The sequence below is a fragment of the Methylocaldum sp. GT1BB genome (assembly GCF_051027545.1).
GTDB lineage: Bacteria > Pseudomonadota > Gammaproteobacteria > Methylococcales > Methylococcaceae > Methylocaldum.
On the sequence record NZ_CP194902.1, the window covers coordinates 3,262,689 to 3,278,604 of the forward strand.

The following is a 15,916-nucleotide window of genomic DNA, read 5'->3' on the forward strand; positions in this document are numbered from 1 at the left end:
TATGGCGGGCAGGGCTATTTTTCTTTTAATCAAGGCTTTATTGGTACACGCATATCCTTCGAAAATAACTTGCCAAACCAGTCAAATTAAAGTACGTTCTGTTACGTCACAAAAATAAGACATGGACCCAGGGAGGGTACGTCAGTGCGTGTACTAGTTATTTCCTCGATTTTTGGGGTATTTCTAGTTTCCGACTGTTTGGGAGCGGAAATCACCGATATAAGGTATGGAGAGTCGGTCGATGCGCTTAGGCTCGAGATAACGGCTTCGGATTATGTCTCGGTGCAAGCTTCCTTTTTGGATGGCCCGGATCGCTTGGTTATCAAGTTTCCCGGCGGCCGAATCAGCAGAACACTCCCCCAACCTCCTCGGGATCATCCCCTGTTTTCGCGCGTAATCAGTGGTTCAGAAAGCGATGACGATTCGCGCCTGATCGTCGACTTAAAACAGCCCGCGACTTTTACCCAGTTTTGGGAGCCGGTTTCCTATGGGGCTTCGCCCAAGCTTCTGGTGGATTTTCCGAAGCCCGCATTGGCGGCGCGTGCGGGCCAAGCGCCGGGCGTTAAGAGTGCGGGAAAATCGAGAGCCGTTCTTGTGCCTCAAGGCAAAAAGGCTGCCGGTGACGCGGCGAAAGGCAGCGAAATCGAGCAGTTGCGGCGGGCCTTAGCCGAGCAGCAACGGATACTGGATCTTCAGAAGAAAGCGTTCGAGGATCAGCAACGAAAGCTTCAAACCCTGCAAAACCAGCTCGAACGTATAGCCGGCGGTGCGCCCGCCAAACAGACTGCAACAAACCCCGGTACGGCACAAGCAGCACGAATCAAGGACCAGCCTCCCGGTCCCGTCAAAGTTGCCGATAACCGACAGCCGGCTATGCCCAAGGGTCCGGTCGGACAAGCTCCGGAACCGGAGGCGAAGCCGAAGCCCCCGGAACTGCCCAGGATCTCGGAGACCGTAGGCGGCGTGTTGACGCCGAAGGGCCACCTGATTGTGGAGCCATCGCTGGAATACAACTACGCGAGCAACAATCGGGTTTTTCTTGACGCGTTTACGTTTGTTCCGGCCATTGCCATCGGATTGATCGATCTTAGAGAAATCGACCGGCATACGTTTATCGGTGCGATTACCGGCCGCTACGGCGTAACCGATCGCCTCGAAATCAGTGGCCGCGTACCTTTCCTTTACAGAGAGGACATGCAGCGATCGAGAGCTGTTTCAATCGGTGCCGGAGTGGATGAGACCTTCAATGCCGATGGATCCGGTTTGGGCGATATCGAGTTTACGGCACGGTATCAGTTTAATGGCGGAGCCAACGGTTGGCCGATATTCGTGGGAAATCTCGCAACTACCATTCCCACAGGAAAAAGTCCCTACGATGTGGACTATGTGCTGGCTCAGGGTGTGCCGGGCGCCCGCTTTCCGACAGAGCTCCCGACCGGCTCGGGTTACGTTAGTGTTCAGCCGAGTATTACGGCGCTCTACCCGACCGATCCGGCCGTGTTTTACGCAAATCTCAATTATGGCTACACCCTCGAGACTGATGAGGATGTCGGAACGATCGATCCCGGCGACTCGATAGGAGCAAGCTTCGGGTTGGGGTTCAGCATTAACGAACGATCATCCTTCAGCATCGGATACTCGCATAAGCACGTATTCGATACGGAAGTGGACGGAGAATCCGTTTCCGGATCGAGTTTGGATATCGGGGAGTTCCTTTTGGGGTATTCGTTCAAACTCACCAGAGACACCAGCCTAAATCTATCGGTGAGCATCGGAGCCACGGAAGATGCGCAGGACGTCAAGCTGACCTTGAGATTGCCGATGTCCTTTTCGCCTTTTAATTGACTTTCGTGAAACCGTTTCAAGCTTGAGCGTCGTATTCTTGCCGGTGAAGAAGGCGACCAGCGCCGGCATGCTGTACTTCATCCTGGACCTTTGTAGAATGGCCCTTTGACTGGGATCTGTGCATTGGCATGAAAAATAATGAACCGTATGTCGGAATACATAATGACCGCTACGGCGGTATGACGGATATCGGCCGCATCATTCGGGACGCCTGGGCATTCGGGCTGATTCCTGAATCCGAGACCTGTGAGGGATGGCAAGCGGGGGGCATCGAGAACTTGTGGGAAAAGGTTCAGCAAACCTGGGATCAGTACGGATTTTCGGTGCACAACTTTCCGGAGGAGCTTCTCCAGAAATATCTGCGCATTCAGGAGGAGGCGATTGCTCGGGCAAAAGCCTTGGGCTGGAACCCCGATCGCGATTTAGAAGACGAATAGCAGAAGCGGAATCGGAGTGAAGATATGCACATCGTCTGTCCTTTCTGCATGACCGTAAACCGCGTTTCGCCGGAGCGGATTAGAGATCGTCCGAAATGTGGGCGTTGCCGCCAAGAAATCCTTAACGGGCAGCCGGCAAATCTGACCGAGAGGGATTTCGAAACCTATGTTGGAAGAAGTGATTTGCCTGTCGTAGTGGATTTTTGGGCGAGTTGGTGCGGACCGTGCAAAATGATGGCGCCGGTGCTCGATCAGTTGGCGAGCGAATTGGCTGGGCAAGTGTGTTTTGCCAAGGTCGACGTCGATTCGGAAAGCGCTCTTGCGGGACGATTCAATATTCGCAGCATTCCCACTCTATTGATGTTCGACGGCGGAAAAGAGGTCGATCGGGCGATGGGCGCAATGAATGCGGCCAATCTCCGGAATTGGATTTTGTCCCGTTGATCGGGCTCGAATCGCGCCGGTAGCAAAAAAGAGGGCGTCCGAAGACGCCCGCTATAGACATGACAAGAGGCTGTCAAATTAAAGATGGTAGGCGGTTTCTCCATGTTCGGTCGTATCGAGCCCTTGACGCTCGATCTCTTCCGTGACCCGAAGCCCTATCAGCATGTCCACGATCTTGTAGGCGATGAGAGAGACCACCCCTGACCAGATGACGACGGTTCCCACGCCCCAAGCCTGGCTGATGACCTGGGCCATCATGTCGTATTCGCCGACGGCATTGGCCACATAATCGTATACGCCGGCGCCTCCGAGGTCGGGAGAGGCGAATATGCCGGTTCCCAACGCGCCGATGATGCCGCCGATGCCATGAACCCCAAATACATCGAGCGAGTCGTCATAGCCCAAGATGTTTTTCAAGCTGGTCACCGCCCAGAAGCAGACGGCACCGGCAATCAGGCCGAGAACGATGCTGCCCATAGGACCAACGAAGCCGCAGGCCGGTGTGATGGCGACGAGCCCGGCGACTGCGCCCGACGCGGCACCCAACATGCTGGGCTTGCCTCGAGCGAGCCATTCGGCCGACATCCAGGCCAAGGTCGCTGCTGCGGTCGCCAGCAAGGTATTGGCGAAGACTAGCGCAGCGATGCCGTTGGCTTCCAGGTTCGATCCGACGTTGAAGCCGAACCAGCCGACCCAAAGCAGCGATGCGCCGATCATGGTCATCGTTACGCTATGAGGTGCGATAAATTCCTTCTTGTAGCCGATGCGCTTGCCGATCAATAGGCAGCCGATCAGTCCTGCTATGCCGGCGTTGATATGCACCACGGTACCGCCGGCGAAATCCAGTGCTCCCTTTTGAAAAAGAAAACCAGCCGTCGCGCCGGCGGCTTCGGCGGCGGCGGCATCCGTGTACGCATCCGGGCCTGCCCAAAACCAGACCATATGGGCCATCGGAAGATAGGAGAACGTGAACCACAAAACCATGAACAGCAGTACTGCGGAAAACTTCACGCGTTCGGCGAACGAGCCGACGATCAGTGCCGGGGTGATACCCGCGAAAGTTGCTTGGAATACGATATAGACGTATTCGGGAACATAGACGCCTTTGCTGAACGTACCGGCGAGCGATTCCGGCGTCACGCCCTTCAAGAACAGTTTACTGAACCCGCCGAAGAAGGCGTTTCCCTCCGTAAACGCAATGCTGTAGCCGTATATCGCCCATAACAGCGCCATTAGCGAGAAAATCACGAACACCTGCATGAGAACGGACAGCGTGTTCTTGGCGCGGACCATGCCACTGTAGAACAAGGCCAGCCCCGGAATGGTCATCAAAATAACCAATACGGTGGCTACGATCATCCAGGCGACGTCTCCTTTATCGGGGACCGGAGCGGGGGCTTCTTCGGCGAATGCAATTCCTGTGAAACACAGCGACATGAACAGGAAAAGGGCGATCTGGATTCGTTTCATGTTGTTTTTCTCCTTGATTAAAGGGCTTCCGCTCCGGTTTCACCGGTACGGATACGAATGACTTGCTCAAGGTCGAGCACAAAAATTTTGCCGTCGCCGATTTTTCCGGTATTGGCCGTTTTGGAGATGGCATCGATCACGGCTTCCAGCTGCTCGTCTGTTACCGCGACTTCGAGCTTGACCTTGGGCAGAAAATCGACGACGTATTCAGCGCCCCGGTACAATTCGGTATGTCCTTTCTGTCGGCCGAATCCTTTCACCTCGGTAACGGTGATGCCGGAAATGCCTACATCGGACAATGCCTCGCGGACGTCGTCCAATTTGAACGGTTTTAGAATCGCGGTCACAAATTTCATGCGAGAGTTCTCCTATAGAATGTGCGGACGCCGCCTTCGATTCGACGCTGAACCGGCGAAGCCCTGCTCAGTGTTGAGGCGTTCTTCGACCAAGAAGCAGGACCTGTGCCAAGCTTTATGTTGTGCGGTGGGCTTGGCAAAAAATGAAATTGTCAAGATGGCAGACGCTAAAAATGCACCATCACGGAGCGTCTGATTTGGCATGCACTCTGACGGTGCATATCGACGGGAGTGCGTCCGACTGGACGCTCACCGCGTTACTCGGCTATGCTTTTCAATATGTTTGATAAAACCACTCTAAACGATCTCGCTCGGCGCCTTGCCGAGGCGGTACCGTCCGACTTCCTCAAATTGCAGGACGATTTGGAAAAGAATTTCCGCGCAATCCTTCAAGCCTCGTTCGCCAAGATGAATTTGGTCAGCCGGGAAGAATTCGACGTGCAGACCGCCGTTCTCGCGAGAACGCGGGAGCAGTTGGAACGACTGGAAGCTCAAGTCGCCGAGCTGGAAAAGCAGATCGTCAATCGATAATTCGAACGGACGAGGAATTCATGTCCCTGGCCGTCGTTTTCACTCGGGGCAGGCAAGGTATCGCAGCGCCGTTAGTCACCGTCGAGGTGCATATTTCCAACGGTTTACCGAGCCTTTCCATCGTCGGCCTTCCGGAAACCGCGGTGAAAGAAAGCAAGGATCGGGTCAGGGGCGCGCTTCTGAACTGTCAGTTCGAATTTCCCCTCCAGCGAATCACCGTGAACATGGCGCCCGCCGACATTCCGAAAGAAGGCGGCCGATTCGATCTCGCGATCGCGCTGGGCATCTTGGCGGCGTCGGGACAAATCAGGAGCGATGCTCTCCGGGAGATCGAGTGCGTAGGTGAGCTTTCTCTGGGCGGGGAATTGCGCCCCGTCAGCGGGGTATTGCCGGTCGCGATTCAGGCGAAGCATGCGGGGCGTACGTTAATCGCGCCGAAGGAAAACGCGGGCGAAGCGGCTCTTGCAGAGGGTGCGAAAATTCTCGCGGCACACCATCTTCTCGAGGTATGCGCTCATTTGAATGGCCAGCAACAGCTCCCGTTCGAATCGAACGAGGGGGCATCGGTTGGCCTGGAGGAACTCGCCGATTTCGCGGACGTGCATGGGCATTATCACGCCAAGCGAGCCCTGGAAGTCGCCGCCGCCGGAAAACACAATCTGATAATGCTCGGACCTCCGGGAACCGGCAAATCCATGCTGGCGGCTCGATTTCCGAGTATTCTCCCGCCTTTGACCGACGACGAAGCGTTGGAAAGCGCAGCCATCGGATCGGTCAGCGATTTGCCTTTCGATCCGAGACGCTGGCGCATTCCTCCGTTCCGTTCGCCGCATCATACGGCTTCGGCCCCTGCTTTGGTGGGCGGCGGCGGCAATCCCAAGCCGGGAGAAGTCTCCCTGGCTCATAACGGCGTGCTTTTTCTCGACGAGTTACCGGAGTTCGACCGCAAGGTGCTCGAGGTTTTGAGGGAACCGTTGGAGACGGGCTGTATCACGATTTCCCGTGCTGCGCGCCAGGTCGATTTCCCGGCCCGGTTTCAGCTCATCGCCGCGATGAATCCGTGTCCGTGCGGCTATTTGGGCGACGCCTCCGGACGCTGCCGCTGCACGTCGGAGCAGGTTCAGCGTTATCGCGCGCGGATTTCCGGACCTTTGCTCGACCGCATCGACATACACATAGAAGTGCCGCGCGTTTCTAAAGAAATGTTGCGTCATGGCGCGCCCGGCGGAGAGCAGAAGAGCGCCGACATTCGCCGGCGGGTGATCGCGGCTCGGGAAGTGGCTCTGCAGAGGACCGGAAAGCCGAATGCCTCGATGGCGCCTCAAGAAGTCAAGCATTACTGCCAATTGACCGACGATGGACACCGACTGCTCGAGCAGGCCACCGAAAAGCTCGGATTGTCGCATCGCGCCTATCACCGCATTCTGAAACTCGCTCGCACCATCGCCGATCTCGCCGGCGAGGACAAAATCGCCGTTCCGCATCTCAGCGAAGCCATTGGCTTCCGGCGGCTCGACCGTATCTTTTCGGCCGTTTGATGGTCTCTCAACTGAATCCGCAGCAGCTCGCTGCCGTGACCACTTTGGATTGTCCCTTGCTCGTTCTTGCGGGGGCGGGCAGCGGCAAAACGCGGGTGATCACCGAGAAAATCGCGTATTTGGTCAAGCACGGCACCCCGGCGAAGCACATCGCCGCTCTAACCTTTACCAATAAGGCGGCGCGGGAGATGAAGAGCCGCGTCGGCAAGCTGCTTTCCGACAAGGATTTGCGCGGCCTGACGGTGTCCACCTTCCATTCGCTGGGCCTCGAAATCTTGCGCGAGGAGCACGGCGCGCTCGGCCTCAAGAAAAATATCTCCATTTTTGACGAGCACGATCGCCTGGCGCTGACCAAGGAACTCATCAAGCACGGCTCGGAAAGCTGGGATATCGACGAGGCGGAAAACTATATCTGGCGCATCGGCCGGTGGAAGAATTTGTTCGTGACCCCCGAGCGGGCTATCGCGGAAGGGCAGGGCGATGCACAGCCCGCGGCGCAGCTTTATGCCGAATATGTCCGGCACATGAAGTCCTACAACGCCGTCGACTTCGACGACCTGATTCTCCTTCCGGTGCTCCTGTTTCACGAGCATGCGGACATCCTCGACAAGTGGCGCAACCGGATACGCTATTTATTGGTCGATGAGTACCAGGACACCAATCTGACCCAGTACGAATTGGTTAAGTTGCTGACCGGCAAAGTCGGCCGTGTTACCGTGGTCGGCGACGACGATCAGTCGATTTACGCGTGGCGCGGGGCGCAACCTGAAAACCTTGCCCAGCTACAGCGCGATTTTCCGCGGCTCAAGGTCATAAAACTGGAGCAGAACTACCGTTCGACCGGACGGATCCTGAAGGTCGCCAACAAGCTCATCGCCAACAACCCCCACGTATTCGAAAAGCGCCTGTGGAGTGCGCTGGGATACGGCGATCCGCTGCGCGTGCTCACGCATAAGGAAGAAGTCGCCGAAGCGCGGCAGGTCGCCTCCGACCTGCTGCATCACAAGTTCCGCCACGGCACGCGTTTTCAGGACTACGCGATCCTGTATCGCAGCAACCACCAGTCGCGGCTCTTCGAGCGCGCGTTGCGGGAGCACGCCATACCTTATTTCATCAGCGGCGGAATGTCTTTCTTCGGCTATGCCGAGATCAAGGACATCATGGCCTATCTGCGATTGCTGGTGAATCCGGACGACGATGCGGCGTTCCTGCGCGTGGTCAACGTTCCACGCCGGGAGATCGGGCCGACAACCCTGGAAAAACTCGGCGCCTATGCCAACCGGCGCCATATCAGTCTGTTTTCGGCCTGCTTCGAATTCGGGCTTCAGCAGTCTCTCGGCGAGACGGCGATCCAGCGCCTGCGCCACTTCGCCGAATGGATTACCGATGTCGCCGATCGCGCCCAGCGCGGCGACACCTTCGCCGTGATCGACGATTTCATCGTCAAGATCGGGTATGAAAACTGGCTGAGGGAGACCAGCAACAGCGAAGACGCCGCCCGCCGCAGGATGGGACAGGTACGCGAACTGATCGATTGGCTCAAACGCATCGCCAAGGACGATGAAAAAGAAAAGAGTCTCGCGGAAGTCGTTTCCCGAATTCTGCTGCTCGACGTTCTGGAGCGCAGCCAGGAAGAAAACGCCGGCGACCGTGTCAACCTGATGACGCTGCACGCGGCGAAAGGATTGGAGTTCCCGTACGTCTATCTGGTCGGAATGGAGGAAAATCTATTGCCGCACCAGACCAGCATCGAAGAAAACACGATCGAAGAAGAACGCCGCCTGGCCTACGTAGGCATCACCCGCGCGCAGAAGCATCTGACTTTAAGTTATTGCACGCATCGCAAACGCCACGGCGAAATCGTGGATTGCGAGCCCAGCCGCTTTCTGAACGAACTGCCGGAAGAAGAGCTCGAATGGCCGGAACGGCGCGCGCTCGATCCCGAACAGAAAAAAGAACGGGCCATGGACAGCTTTGCCGCCGTCCGAAGTCTATTAAACCGATCCTGATTCCTGTAAAATGCGCGGCATGCGCCCGTAGCTCAGTTGGATAGAGCGTTGGCCTCCGGAGCCAAAGGTCGGACGTTCGAGTCGTCTCGGGCGCGCCATTTCAAACAAGAACTTAATGTAGTTCTTGCTCTCCTCAGAACCCTTCTCGTTCACATTTTGTTCACACTGAACATTGAGAGAGGTTCTGCATGGCCACACTCCGAAAGCTTCCAAGCGGTTCCTGGAATATCCAAGTACGCCGCAAGGGAGAGCCCCCCATCACCAAGACCTTTAAGACTAAAGTGAACCGCCCCGGGAATCGTGGAGGCTCGTTGGTTTAAGTCAGGTCTGCGAGGCAGCCTGATTGGCTAGTTGCCGATAATAGTTTGCCTCAGCTTCTGCTGGCGGGATATAGCCGATGGGTTCGAGTAGCCTGGAGTGGTTGAACCAGGACACCCGTTCGAGAGTGGCCAATTCGACGGCTTCCCGTGTCTTCCAGGGCGCCCGCCGGTGGATCAACTCGGCTTTGTACAGCCCGTTGATCGTTTCGGCTTGAGCATTTTCATCTCGCTCGTACGGCAAAACAGGCCTGGCAGGAGTCGTTGGCGCCTTCGGCTCGGGTGAATAGATTCAAGCATTCGTAGGTCGGCAATCCTTTGCCGACGAACCCGTTACCCCAACGGCACCGTCGGGAAGGGCGGCTTCGGCGCTCCCGAAGACGCCGTTTGCGATTGGAAGGGTCGCGACTAAAGCGACCGTTTGCGATTGGGAGGGATTCCCGACCTACGCGCGAGTGCCCGTACAGTCGGTATGAAAATGCTCTGTGGAGACATAGGTGACGTCCGACACCCAAAGCTGGTTGGGGCGCTCGGCCTCGAATTGCCGATTGACCCGGTCCAGCGGGCATGGCGCCTTGTTATCGCTAAGCGTGGTACGTACCACCTTGCCGCGGATGGCGCCACGCAGGCCCAGACGTCGCATGAGCCGCTCGACCGTACAGCGGGCCACCGCGATACCTTCCCGGTTTATTTGTCGCCAAACTTTGTCGGCACCGTAGACCTGCAGGATGGCCTGCCAGACGTGTTCGATATGTGGGATCAGGGTATCGTCGCGCTGGGCACGTGCACAACGCAGTGCAGGGTTGCGCTGCGGTGCAGCATAGCGCCTGTAACCCGACGGGGCGATTTGCAAAGACCTTGTGCAGATCGGCTCGACCCCGAAGCGCTCCCGATGCGCGTCGACGAAGGCCCTCGGGACTTGAGTCGGCGGTCGAGCTCCGCCTGGGCGAAAAACGCGCTAGCCAGCTTGAGGGTTCCATTGGCCTTGCGCAGTTCCTTCACTTTCCGCTCGAATTCCTTGATGCGTTGCTGTTCAGCCGAGGTTAGACCGTCGCGTTGACCCGTGTCTCGTTCATGCCGGCGCACCCACTCCAGCAGTGTCTGGGGGGTACACCCAATCTTGCCCGCGATGGATTCAACAGCGGCCCATTGCGAGGGGTGCTCATTGCGGCACTCGAACACCAATCGAACCGCACGCTCGCGCACCTCGGGGGAAAACTTCGTAGACTTCCTCATGGCTCCATCTTCTCAAAGGTTGGAGCCTCCACCAAACCCGGGGCGGTTCATTGTCGGTAAGGCACTTCAAGATCAGTGAAGTAAAAGCTTTCCCCAGCGTACCCGATCGCGAACACATGGGGCCGGACCGAGATTCAACAACCGCCCCAATAGCGATTGATCTGCCGGCGTATCCGCATATTCGGCCTCGCAGCCTAACGAGAGCGAAAGAAAAGAGTTCCTCTTTCGATCCTGGTTTGAGTAGGGTCTGAAGGCGAATGTTGGATCAAAAGCGGGGAAATGGAAGGGCAGATTACCGGTACTGACCACAAGACTCGGCGGCACCAGCCGACGATTAAAAGCCGAAGAATCCGTAATGACAGCGCCGATCGGATCACCTTCCTTCCCGGCACCAAGTTTTTTCGCTGTGGCCCTGTCTCCAAACGGCACCTGAAGGAACCGCAAACTTGCAACCGGCAGGTCATTGGCAATCGCAAAATTTGCAAAGCCCAAGGCCGACCTGCCGCGATCCGCAACAAGGCAAAATCCGCCGGCGTTCGTGCTAGCCGCAGTCGAACCCTGAGCCGACGAACATCTCCCGTCGGTTGGCGCGCCGACAGTCGTGGAACGTGCCGTGCCGGCGGGGAGTTGATTGCGCCCGAACGTAGCCTGTACGTATTGCATACCCGCGATGGCTAAACTATTGGCTACCGAAAAACTCGCGGAATAGTCGGTACTGGGCGTCGCAAGGTCCGAAACCATACAGGCCCCGTCAGCATCTCCGATAGTCGCGGCCGAGCCGTCAACTGACTCGCACTTTTTGCCCCCAGGCCAAACGGTCCTGCGGAAATGTTGTGAGTGCGCTTGATCAAACGCAATTTGCAGAAATTGCACGCCGACCACGGGCAAGTCATTGGCTACCGTAAAATTCGCGAACAGATCGGCAGTCGACGAGCCGAGGTCCGATGCCATACAAAACCCTCCCGGATTTCCGGCCACAGCACGGGAGCCGTCGACCAACGTACATTCCGGACCCGTCGACGTCCCAGAACCCGAAAGTTCACCGGCTTCGCCAAGCATTTCGCGGTCGCCGAAGGTAACCTGAACGAAATTAAGGCTCGCTGCGGAGAGACTGTTCGCGACCGAAAGTTTCGCCATGTTCGCTGCGAGTTCGGTCAGGTCCGAACTCAGGCAAAACCCTCCGGCGGTAAACGCGGTCGAACCGCCTGCCGACGAGCATTCCGCAACCAAAGGGGTATTGTCATCCGCGGGAAGAAGCCGAGATCCGCTCAATGTGGGCCTGTTTTTGAAAGTCACCTGCAGAAACTGCAAGCGCTTTGCCGCCAGCTCGTTGGTGGCCGCAAAATTCGCCAGCTTGGCAAGCGAGGTGCCGATCTCCGAAGCCAGACAAAACCCTTCGGGGCCGGCGGCATTCGCACCGCCGGCAGACAGACATTCGGTGCGGGCCGGTGAAGCGATAACCGGGTTAATGGCGGAAACTGGCGTGCTGTGAATTGACCGCGCGCTCGCTGCGGCTGGAGGGCTGCTGGCAGCCGACATATTAGCGGAGCCGGCGGTCGGGATGCCCTGGCCGGAGTCGGGACAAAACTCTCCGGTATTCCAAGCATCCGTGCTCGAATCATCAATTGGAATACATCCCGTCAAATCCGTTGGTGTAGTCGAAACGGCGCTCGGAGTCGTTCCATATACGCTAATTGGAGCGAGAGCCAAATTGACTGCGATCGCACTACCCAACAATATCGTTTTTTCCATTATTGTGCTCCTAATCAATAGGAATCGGAGCGGGGCATGACCCTGAAAGGACTCCACTCCGTGTTATCCGCCCTCGTATAATAACCCTTTAATTGCTGAATCGATAAGCTGCCATAGCGGGTATCACGGTGCTGGGATATTTATTGCATTCGTTCGGGAAATTGTCCTGTCTCACTTCGAGATTATTTCCCTAAGGCCAGCCATTCAATTCTTCGTATGCTCCCCACCAACGGACTGTAGTCAGGAGGAATGGATATCTTCAAACTTTGGTCCGGGTATTTTTTGCCCGGTTTATTTGAGTCGATTAAGGATGGGGTATTTCGCACCCTGAAGGGACCTATTACCCGCTCCAACTCGGCAATATTTAGGAGTAATCACAATGAGGAAAATGATGTTTTCAGTGAGTATGTTGGCAACCATGATGATCGCCGCTCCAGCTATCGCCAGTGATTTCCATGCGCTCGGTGAAATTAAGGGCGCTACCCCCCTTCAAGACCAAGTCTTGGCCACTGTGGAAGGCGGATCGACATGCGGCATCGGTGGTGCCTCGACCGGAGGTCAGCCAGACGGTGGTGTATGCTTGATATCTTTTATTTCGCATCCGACCGGCGCTTCTGTCGGATTTGCGGTTACTAACCAGTTACCCGTAACAGGCGCGAATTTCCTGCAAGTTACCGGGTTATAAGGTAAGCGTCTCGTGATGATATAGTCCCAAGCGGACAGCCTGGAAGATGGATGGCCGGTACCAGCCATCCATCCGACGGGTGGATGAATCCGAATATTACCCTGTATCTAGGCCCAATTAGCAGAGAACGAGGTATTAGGCTGTCTCTACAATATAGAGTGTTGGGACGTGTATCCGGGGATTTCCATTTGGGTATCGAGTTTTACCTGAGCTATTGCGCCGGCAGTAAAATCCCTCCAACAAAACCGGGGCTTATTGGGTGAACAACTCAAAGGCACCGTAAAGTCATGATCTGCCCAAGGCGGCTGTCTACAGGCCACCCAAGTTCCGAATGAAACGGTGTAAACTATTGTTTTCACGTTAGCAGGCTGGTGAAAAACTCTGCCGGTCGCACCTAATCAGGTAGTGTGGGACTGTGACCGGTTAAACTACCCGCTTTATTTTTTCGAGAACGACGATGCGCGGCAAAGATGTCACCCAAGGAGTCCTGTTTAGCTACGTGAACCGGGAAGACCGGGTTCCTCAAACGCATCCGTTGCGCCGGATGCGGCTGTTGGTGGATGGCATTCTGGCCTCGCTGTCGGACGAATTCGCGGCCCGCTACGCGCACACCGGGCGCCCGGCTCCGTTGCAAAAATGGTTTAAGCACGTTTCTGAGCCGTTCGGCCTGTCGCCGGGTCAGGCATACACGCTGAATAGCCGGTTGACGAAGCACGCCTCGGTTCGGCCACCGACGGCGTCGATCCAAAAGTCGAACTGGCGCTTCGGGAACATGCGCATCACCTCGAAGCCCTTGATCGTGGCATACGCCGTTCGCATCGACTGAAAGCCGAGGGTCGGCTTAATCAAGCGCTTCAGTTTACCGGGATCGGATTCAAGGCGATCATTCAGATATTTCACTTGCCGGTGGAGGCAGTCCGCCGGCAGCAAACCTTCCTTCTTCAGTTCGCGGATGGCTTCGCCGTAGGCCGGGTTCTTGTCGGTGTTGATCTTGCCTGGCCGGTAGTGCTTCGAGCGCCTCAGCGCCTTGGCCAGGAAACGCTTGGCGGCCTTGGCGTTTCGGATATCCGACAAGCAAAAGTCGAGGGTGCGGCCCTCTTTATCGATGGCGCGGAACAGGTATTTCCACTCGCCGCGAACCTTGATGTAGGTCTCGTTCACACGCTAGCTCGAGCTCAGGCGGCTCTGATACCAGAGCGTACGCTTCTCCAATTCGGGCGCGTAGCGCTGCGCCCAGCGGTACAGCGTCGTATGATCGACGGCGATGCCACGTTCCGGCATCATTTCTTCCAGGTCGCGGTAGCTGATGCCGTACTTGCAATACCAGCGCACGCCCGGCAGGATCACTTCGGGCGCAAAGCGCCGCCACCGGAATACGGAATCCACGTTTGACCTCCTATGTTCAGTCCCTCGCGGCCATCCTCGCTCGACAACACAGTTTTTGCAACGGAGCCTGTTTTGTGCCGGTGCAATCGCGATTCGGCGTTTTGACAGGAGGTGGACCAAATCCTTCGACAGTTGGTAGGTACCAGATCCGCGTCGGTCTGGCCCACACTGCGTGGTGTGCAACATATTCCGTAGCGATAAACTCTCCGCTTTCATACTTCCCCTCCCAGCGCCAAATAGAGATCGATCCGGTTGCCGAGCAATTGCCGCTTGACGGCGAGATGTGCGCTTTGCGCGTTCAGGGTGCTTCGGTAGCTGTCCAGCAGGGTCAGGATTTCGATGAAGCCGTGACGATAGGAATAGACCGCCAGCTTTCGGCTTGCTTCGGTTTGTTCGACGGCTTCCTTGAGCGCCCGTTCTTCCTCCCTCAGCCATTCCTCCGCGGCGAGCGATTGTTCCACCTCGCGGAAGGCGTTGAGCGCCGTGTTTTTGTACAGATTGAGTGCTTCCTCCGCCAGAGCTTGGTTCAGCCGAATCTCTCCCTTGAGCCGCCCGCCGGTGAAGAGCGGTTGCAGAAGGCCTATCGCGACGTTCCAGACCGCCGCGCGGGGATCGACCAGTTCCGTCAAGGCCGGGCTGCGGGTGCCGCCGGTAGCGGTGAGGGCTAGGCGCGGCAGCAGGGCTTTTTGCGCGCTCTCCACCCGGAAATCGGCGGCGCGCAGGCGGTCGAAAGCGGCGATCAGGTCAGGGCGCCGTTCGAGCAGTTCCGAGGGAACCCCGGCCGACAGCGGCGCGGGCGGATCGGGCAAAGACGCCGTCGTCGTCAGATCGGCCGCCGGATAGCGCCCTAGCAAGACTTCCAGAACGCGAGTAACGATTTGAACCCGGTTGCGCGCAGCCGCCAACTGGGCTTCCGCATTGGCCAGGTCGGTAAGGGCCAGCCGCAGATCGAGGCCGCGCGCCAGTCCCCGGGCGAAGCGGCCGCGCACCAGGTCGACAATGGTGCGCCTGTCCCGGATCGACCGCTCGGCAACCTCGGCTTGGAGCTTGGCCTCTGCCAGTTCGAAATAAGCCTGTGCCGTTCGTGCCGCCAGGGATAGGCGCGCGGCGTGGAAATCGGCTTCCGTCGCGGCAGCTTCCTGTTGGGACGCCTGCTGGAAAGCGCGTATCCGCCCCCAGACATCCACTTCCCAGTCCAGCGTGAACAAGGCTTCGAAGGCGCCGAATTCGGTCGAGCCGAAACCCGCGCTACGCACCTGAGCGCGTTCGTAGCTCGGCGCGAAGAAAAGCTGAGGCCAGCGTCCGGCGCCATCGATACGGGCTTGCTGCCGGGCGGCCTCCACACGGGCGGCCGCGGACTTCAGGTCGTAGTTGCTTGCCAAAGCCTCATGCACCAAGGCACTCAAAGTCGAATCGGCGAATGATTCGACCCAACGCTCGGAAACCGTTTCCTGAGGGCCTGACGTTGCCGTCCAGAATGAGGGAATCCCCGCTCCGACATTTTTCGCGTCCCGATCTGGCGCCGTTCCACACCCGGCCAGAAGCGAGAGGACTAAGGTCAAGAGGGTAGTCGACAACCGGACCAGGTCGATCCTACCGATAGCAAAACTCATCGGCCGGCAAGATCGTCAGGGATATTTCGCGTGTAGAGTCGACGACTCGAGACGGTTTTGCTGGGCGAGCAGGGATAGACGGGGCGTGCGATGGTTTCACATTGCGCGACGTCAATACCCAAGTGCGTCGGCACCAGTAGGAGATCGCGATCAGCGGTATCCATCAGATTCTGAATCAGCCGATAAAGTCGCTCGAAACAAATCTCGAAATAACGCGCCGACGGAAATACCCGGAATTCCGAAGACATGCCTGCATCGCGAGTTTGCGACGTAAGTTTCATCCCCCCTTATCCTCTG

At 57.2% G+C, this 15,916-nt stretch carries 12 protein-coding genes, 1 tRNA gene, 2 pseudogenes and 1 other annotated feature; of the genes and pseudogenes, 8 read left to right on the top strand and 7 right to left on the bottom strand.

Going from position 1 to position 15,916, the window contains the following annotated elements:
* Positions 1–144: 144 nt before the first annotated feature.
* The 3 genes from ACR2TX_RS16040 (at position 145) to trxC (ending at position 2,726) form a co-directional block, all read left to right on the top strand.
* On the top strand, positions 145–1,845 hold the full coding sequence (locus ACR2TX_RS16040; protein ID WP_077732326.1) for an AMIN domain-containing protein: 1,701 nt from the start codon (positions 145–147) through the stop codon (positions 1,843–1,845).
* A 128-nt stretch (positions 1,846–1,973) separates the two neighbouring features.
* Positions 1,974–2,282 carry a hypothetical protein gene (locus ACR2TX_RS16045; protein ID WP_077732327.1) on the top strand — a complete coding sequence of 103 codons (309 nt, stop codon included), beginning with the start codon at positions 1,974–1,976 and terminating at the stop codon, positions 2,280–2,282.
* A gap of 24 nt (positions 2,283–2,306) precedes the next feature.
* Positions 2,307–2,726 (top strand): thioredoxin TrxC, encoded by a 420-nt coding sequence (gene trxC / locus ACR2TX_RS16050; RefSeq protein WP_133718684.1) that lies wholly within the window; start codon positions 2,307–2,309, stop codon positions 2,724–2,726.
* Positions 2,727–2,804: 78 nt separating this feature from the next.
* Here trxC and ACR2TX_RS16055 read toward each other — a convergent pair whose 3' ends face one another.
* Together ACR2TX_RS16055 and glnK are read right to left on the bottom strand one after the other, a co-directional pair.
* Positions 2,805–4,196 carry an ammonium transporter gene (locus tag ACR2TX_RS16055; protein ID WP_077732329.1) on the bottom strand — a complete coding sequence of 464 codons (1,392 nt, stop codon included), beginning with the start codon at positions 4,194–4,196 and terminating at the stop codon, positions 2,805–2,807.
* Between the two features lie 17 nt (positions 4,197–4,213).
* A complete protein-coding gene (gene glnK / locus ACR2TX_RS16060) occupies positions 4,214–4,552 on the bottom strand; it encodes a P-II family nitrogen regulator (protein WP_077732330.1) in 339 nt (112 codons plus the stop codon).
* 279 nt (positions 4,553–4,831) lie between these two features.
* Here glnK and ACR2TX_RS16065 point away from each other — a divergent pair, with 279 nt between their 5' ends.
* From ACR2TX_RS16065 to ACR2TX_RS16080, 4 genes are all read left to right on the top strand, one after another.
* A complete protein-coding gene (locus ACR2TX_RS16065) occupies positions 4,832–5,083 on the top strand; it encodes an accessory factor UbiK family protein (RefSeq protein WP_077732357.1) in 252 nt (83 codons plus the stop codon).
* 20 nt (positions 5,084–5,103) lie between these two features.
* Entirely contained in the window at positions 5,104–6,621 is a 1,518-nt protein-coding gene (locus ACR2TX_RS16070; protein ID WP_434130098.1) for a YifB family Mg chelatase-like AAA ATPase, read from the top strand.
* Positions 6,621–8,630, top strand: a complete 2,010-nt coding sequence (gene rep, locus ACR2TX_RS16075; protein ID WP_434130101.1) for a DNA helicase Rep — start codon at positions 6,621–6,623, stop codon at positions 8,628–8,630. The genes ACR2TX_RS16070 and rep overlap by 1 nt, the downstream gene beginning before the upstream one ends.
* Before the next feature lie 21 nt (positions 8,631–8,651).
* Positions 8,652–8,728: transfer RNA gene (locus tag ACR2TX_RS16080), tRNA-Arg, on the top strand.
* 223 nt (positions 8,729–8,951) lie between these two features.
* On the opposite strand, the pseudogene ACR2TX_RS16085 reads toward ACR2TX_RS16080, so the two are convergent.
* Positions 8,952–10,183 (bottom strand): annotated as a pseudogene (locus tag ACR2TX_RS16085) (IS3 family transposase).
* Positions 9,786–9,905: a sequence feature (AL1L pseudoknot), on the bottom strand. (Overlaps the previous pseudogene by 120 nt.)
* A gap of 72 nt (positions 10,184–10,255) precedes the next feature.
* Positions 10,256–11,935 (bottom strand): hypothetical protein, encoded by a 1,680-nt coding sequence (locus ACR2TX_RS16090; protein WP_434130103.1) that lies wholly within the window; start codon positions 11,933–11,935, stop codon positions 10,256–10,258.
* Positions 11,936–12,314: 379 nt separating this feature from the next.
* Here ACR2TX_RS16090 and ACR2TX_RS16095 point away from each other — a divergent pair, with 379 nt between their 5' ends.
* Entirely contained in the window at positions 12,315–12,620 is a 306-nt protein-coding gene (locus tag ACR2TX_RS16095) for a hypothetical protein (protein ID WP_077732335.1), read from the top strand.
* Between the two features lie 678 nt (positions 12,621–13,298).
* Here ACR2TX_RS16095 and ACR2TX_RS16100 read toward each other — a convergent pair.
* The 3 genes and pseudogenes from ACR2TX_RS16100 to ACR2TX_RS16110 all read right to left on the bottom strand — a co-directional run bounded on the left by ACR2TX_RS16100 (position 13,299) and on the right by ACR2TX_RS16110 (position 15,900).
* Positions 13,299–14,006, bottom strand: a pseudogene (locus tag ACR2TX_RS16100) (IS6 family transposase).
* 212 nt (positions 14,007–14,218) lie between these two features.
* Positions 14,219–15,619, bottom strand: a complete 1,401-nt coding sequence (locus ACR2TX_RS16105; protein WP_434130105.1) for an efflux transporter outer membrane subunit — start codon at positions 15,617–15,619, stop codon at positions 14,219–14,221.
* Positions 15,616–15,900, bottom strand: coding sequence for a hypothetical protein (locus ACR2TX_RS16110; protein ID WP_086135632.1), 285 nt, complete (start codon positions 15,898–15,900; stop codon positions 15,616–15,618). Before ACR2TX_RS16110 ends, ACR2TX_RS16105 begins: the two co-directional genes overlap by 4 nt.
* Positions 15,901–15,916 lie beyond the last annotated feature (16 nt).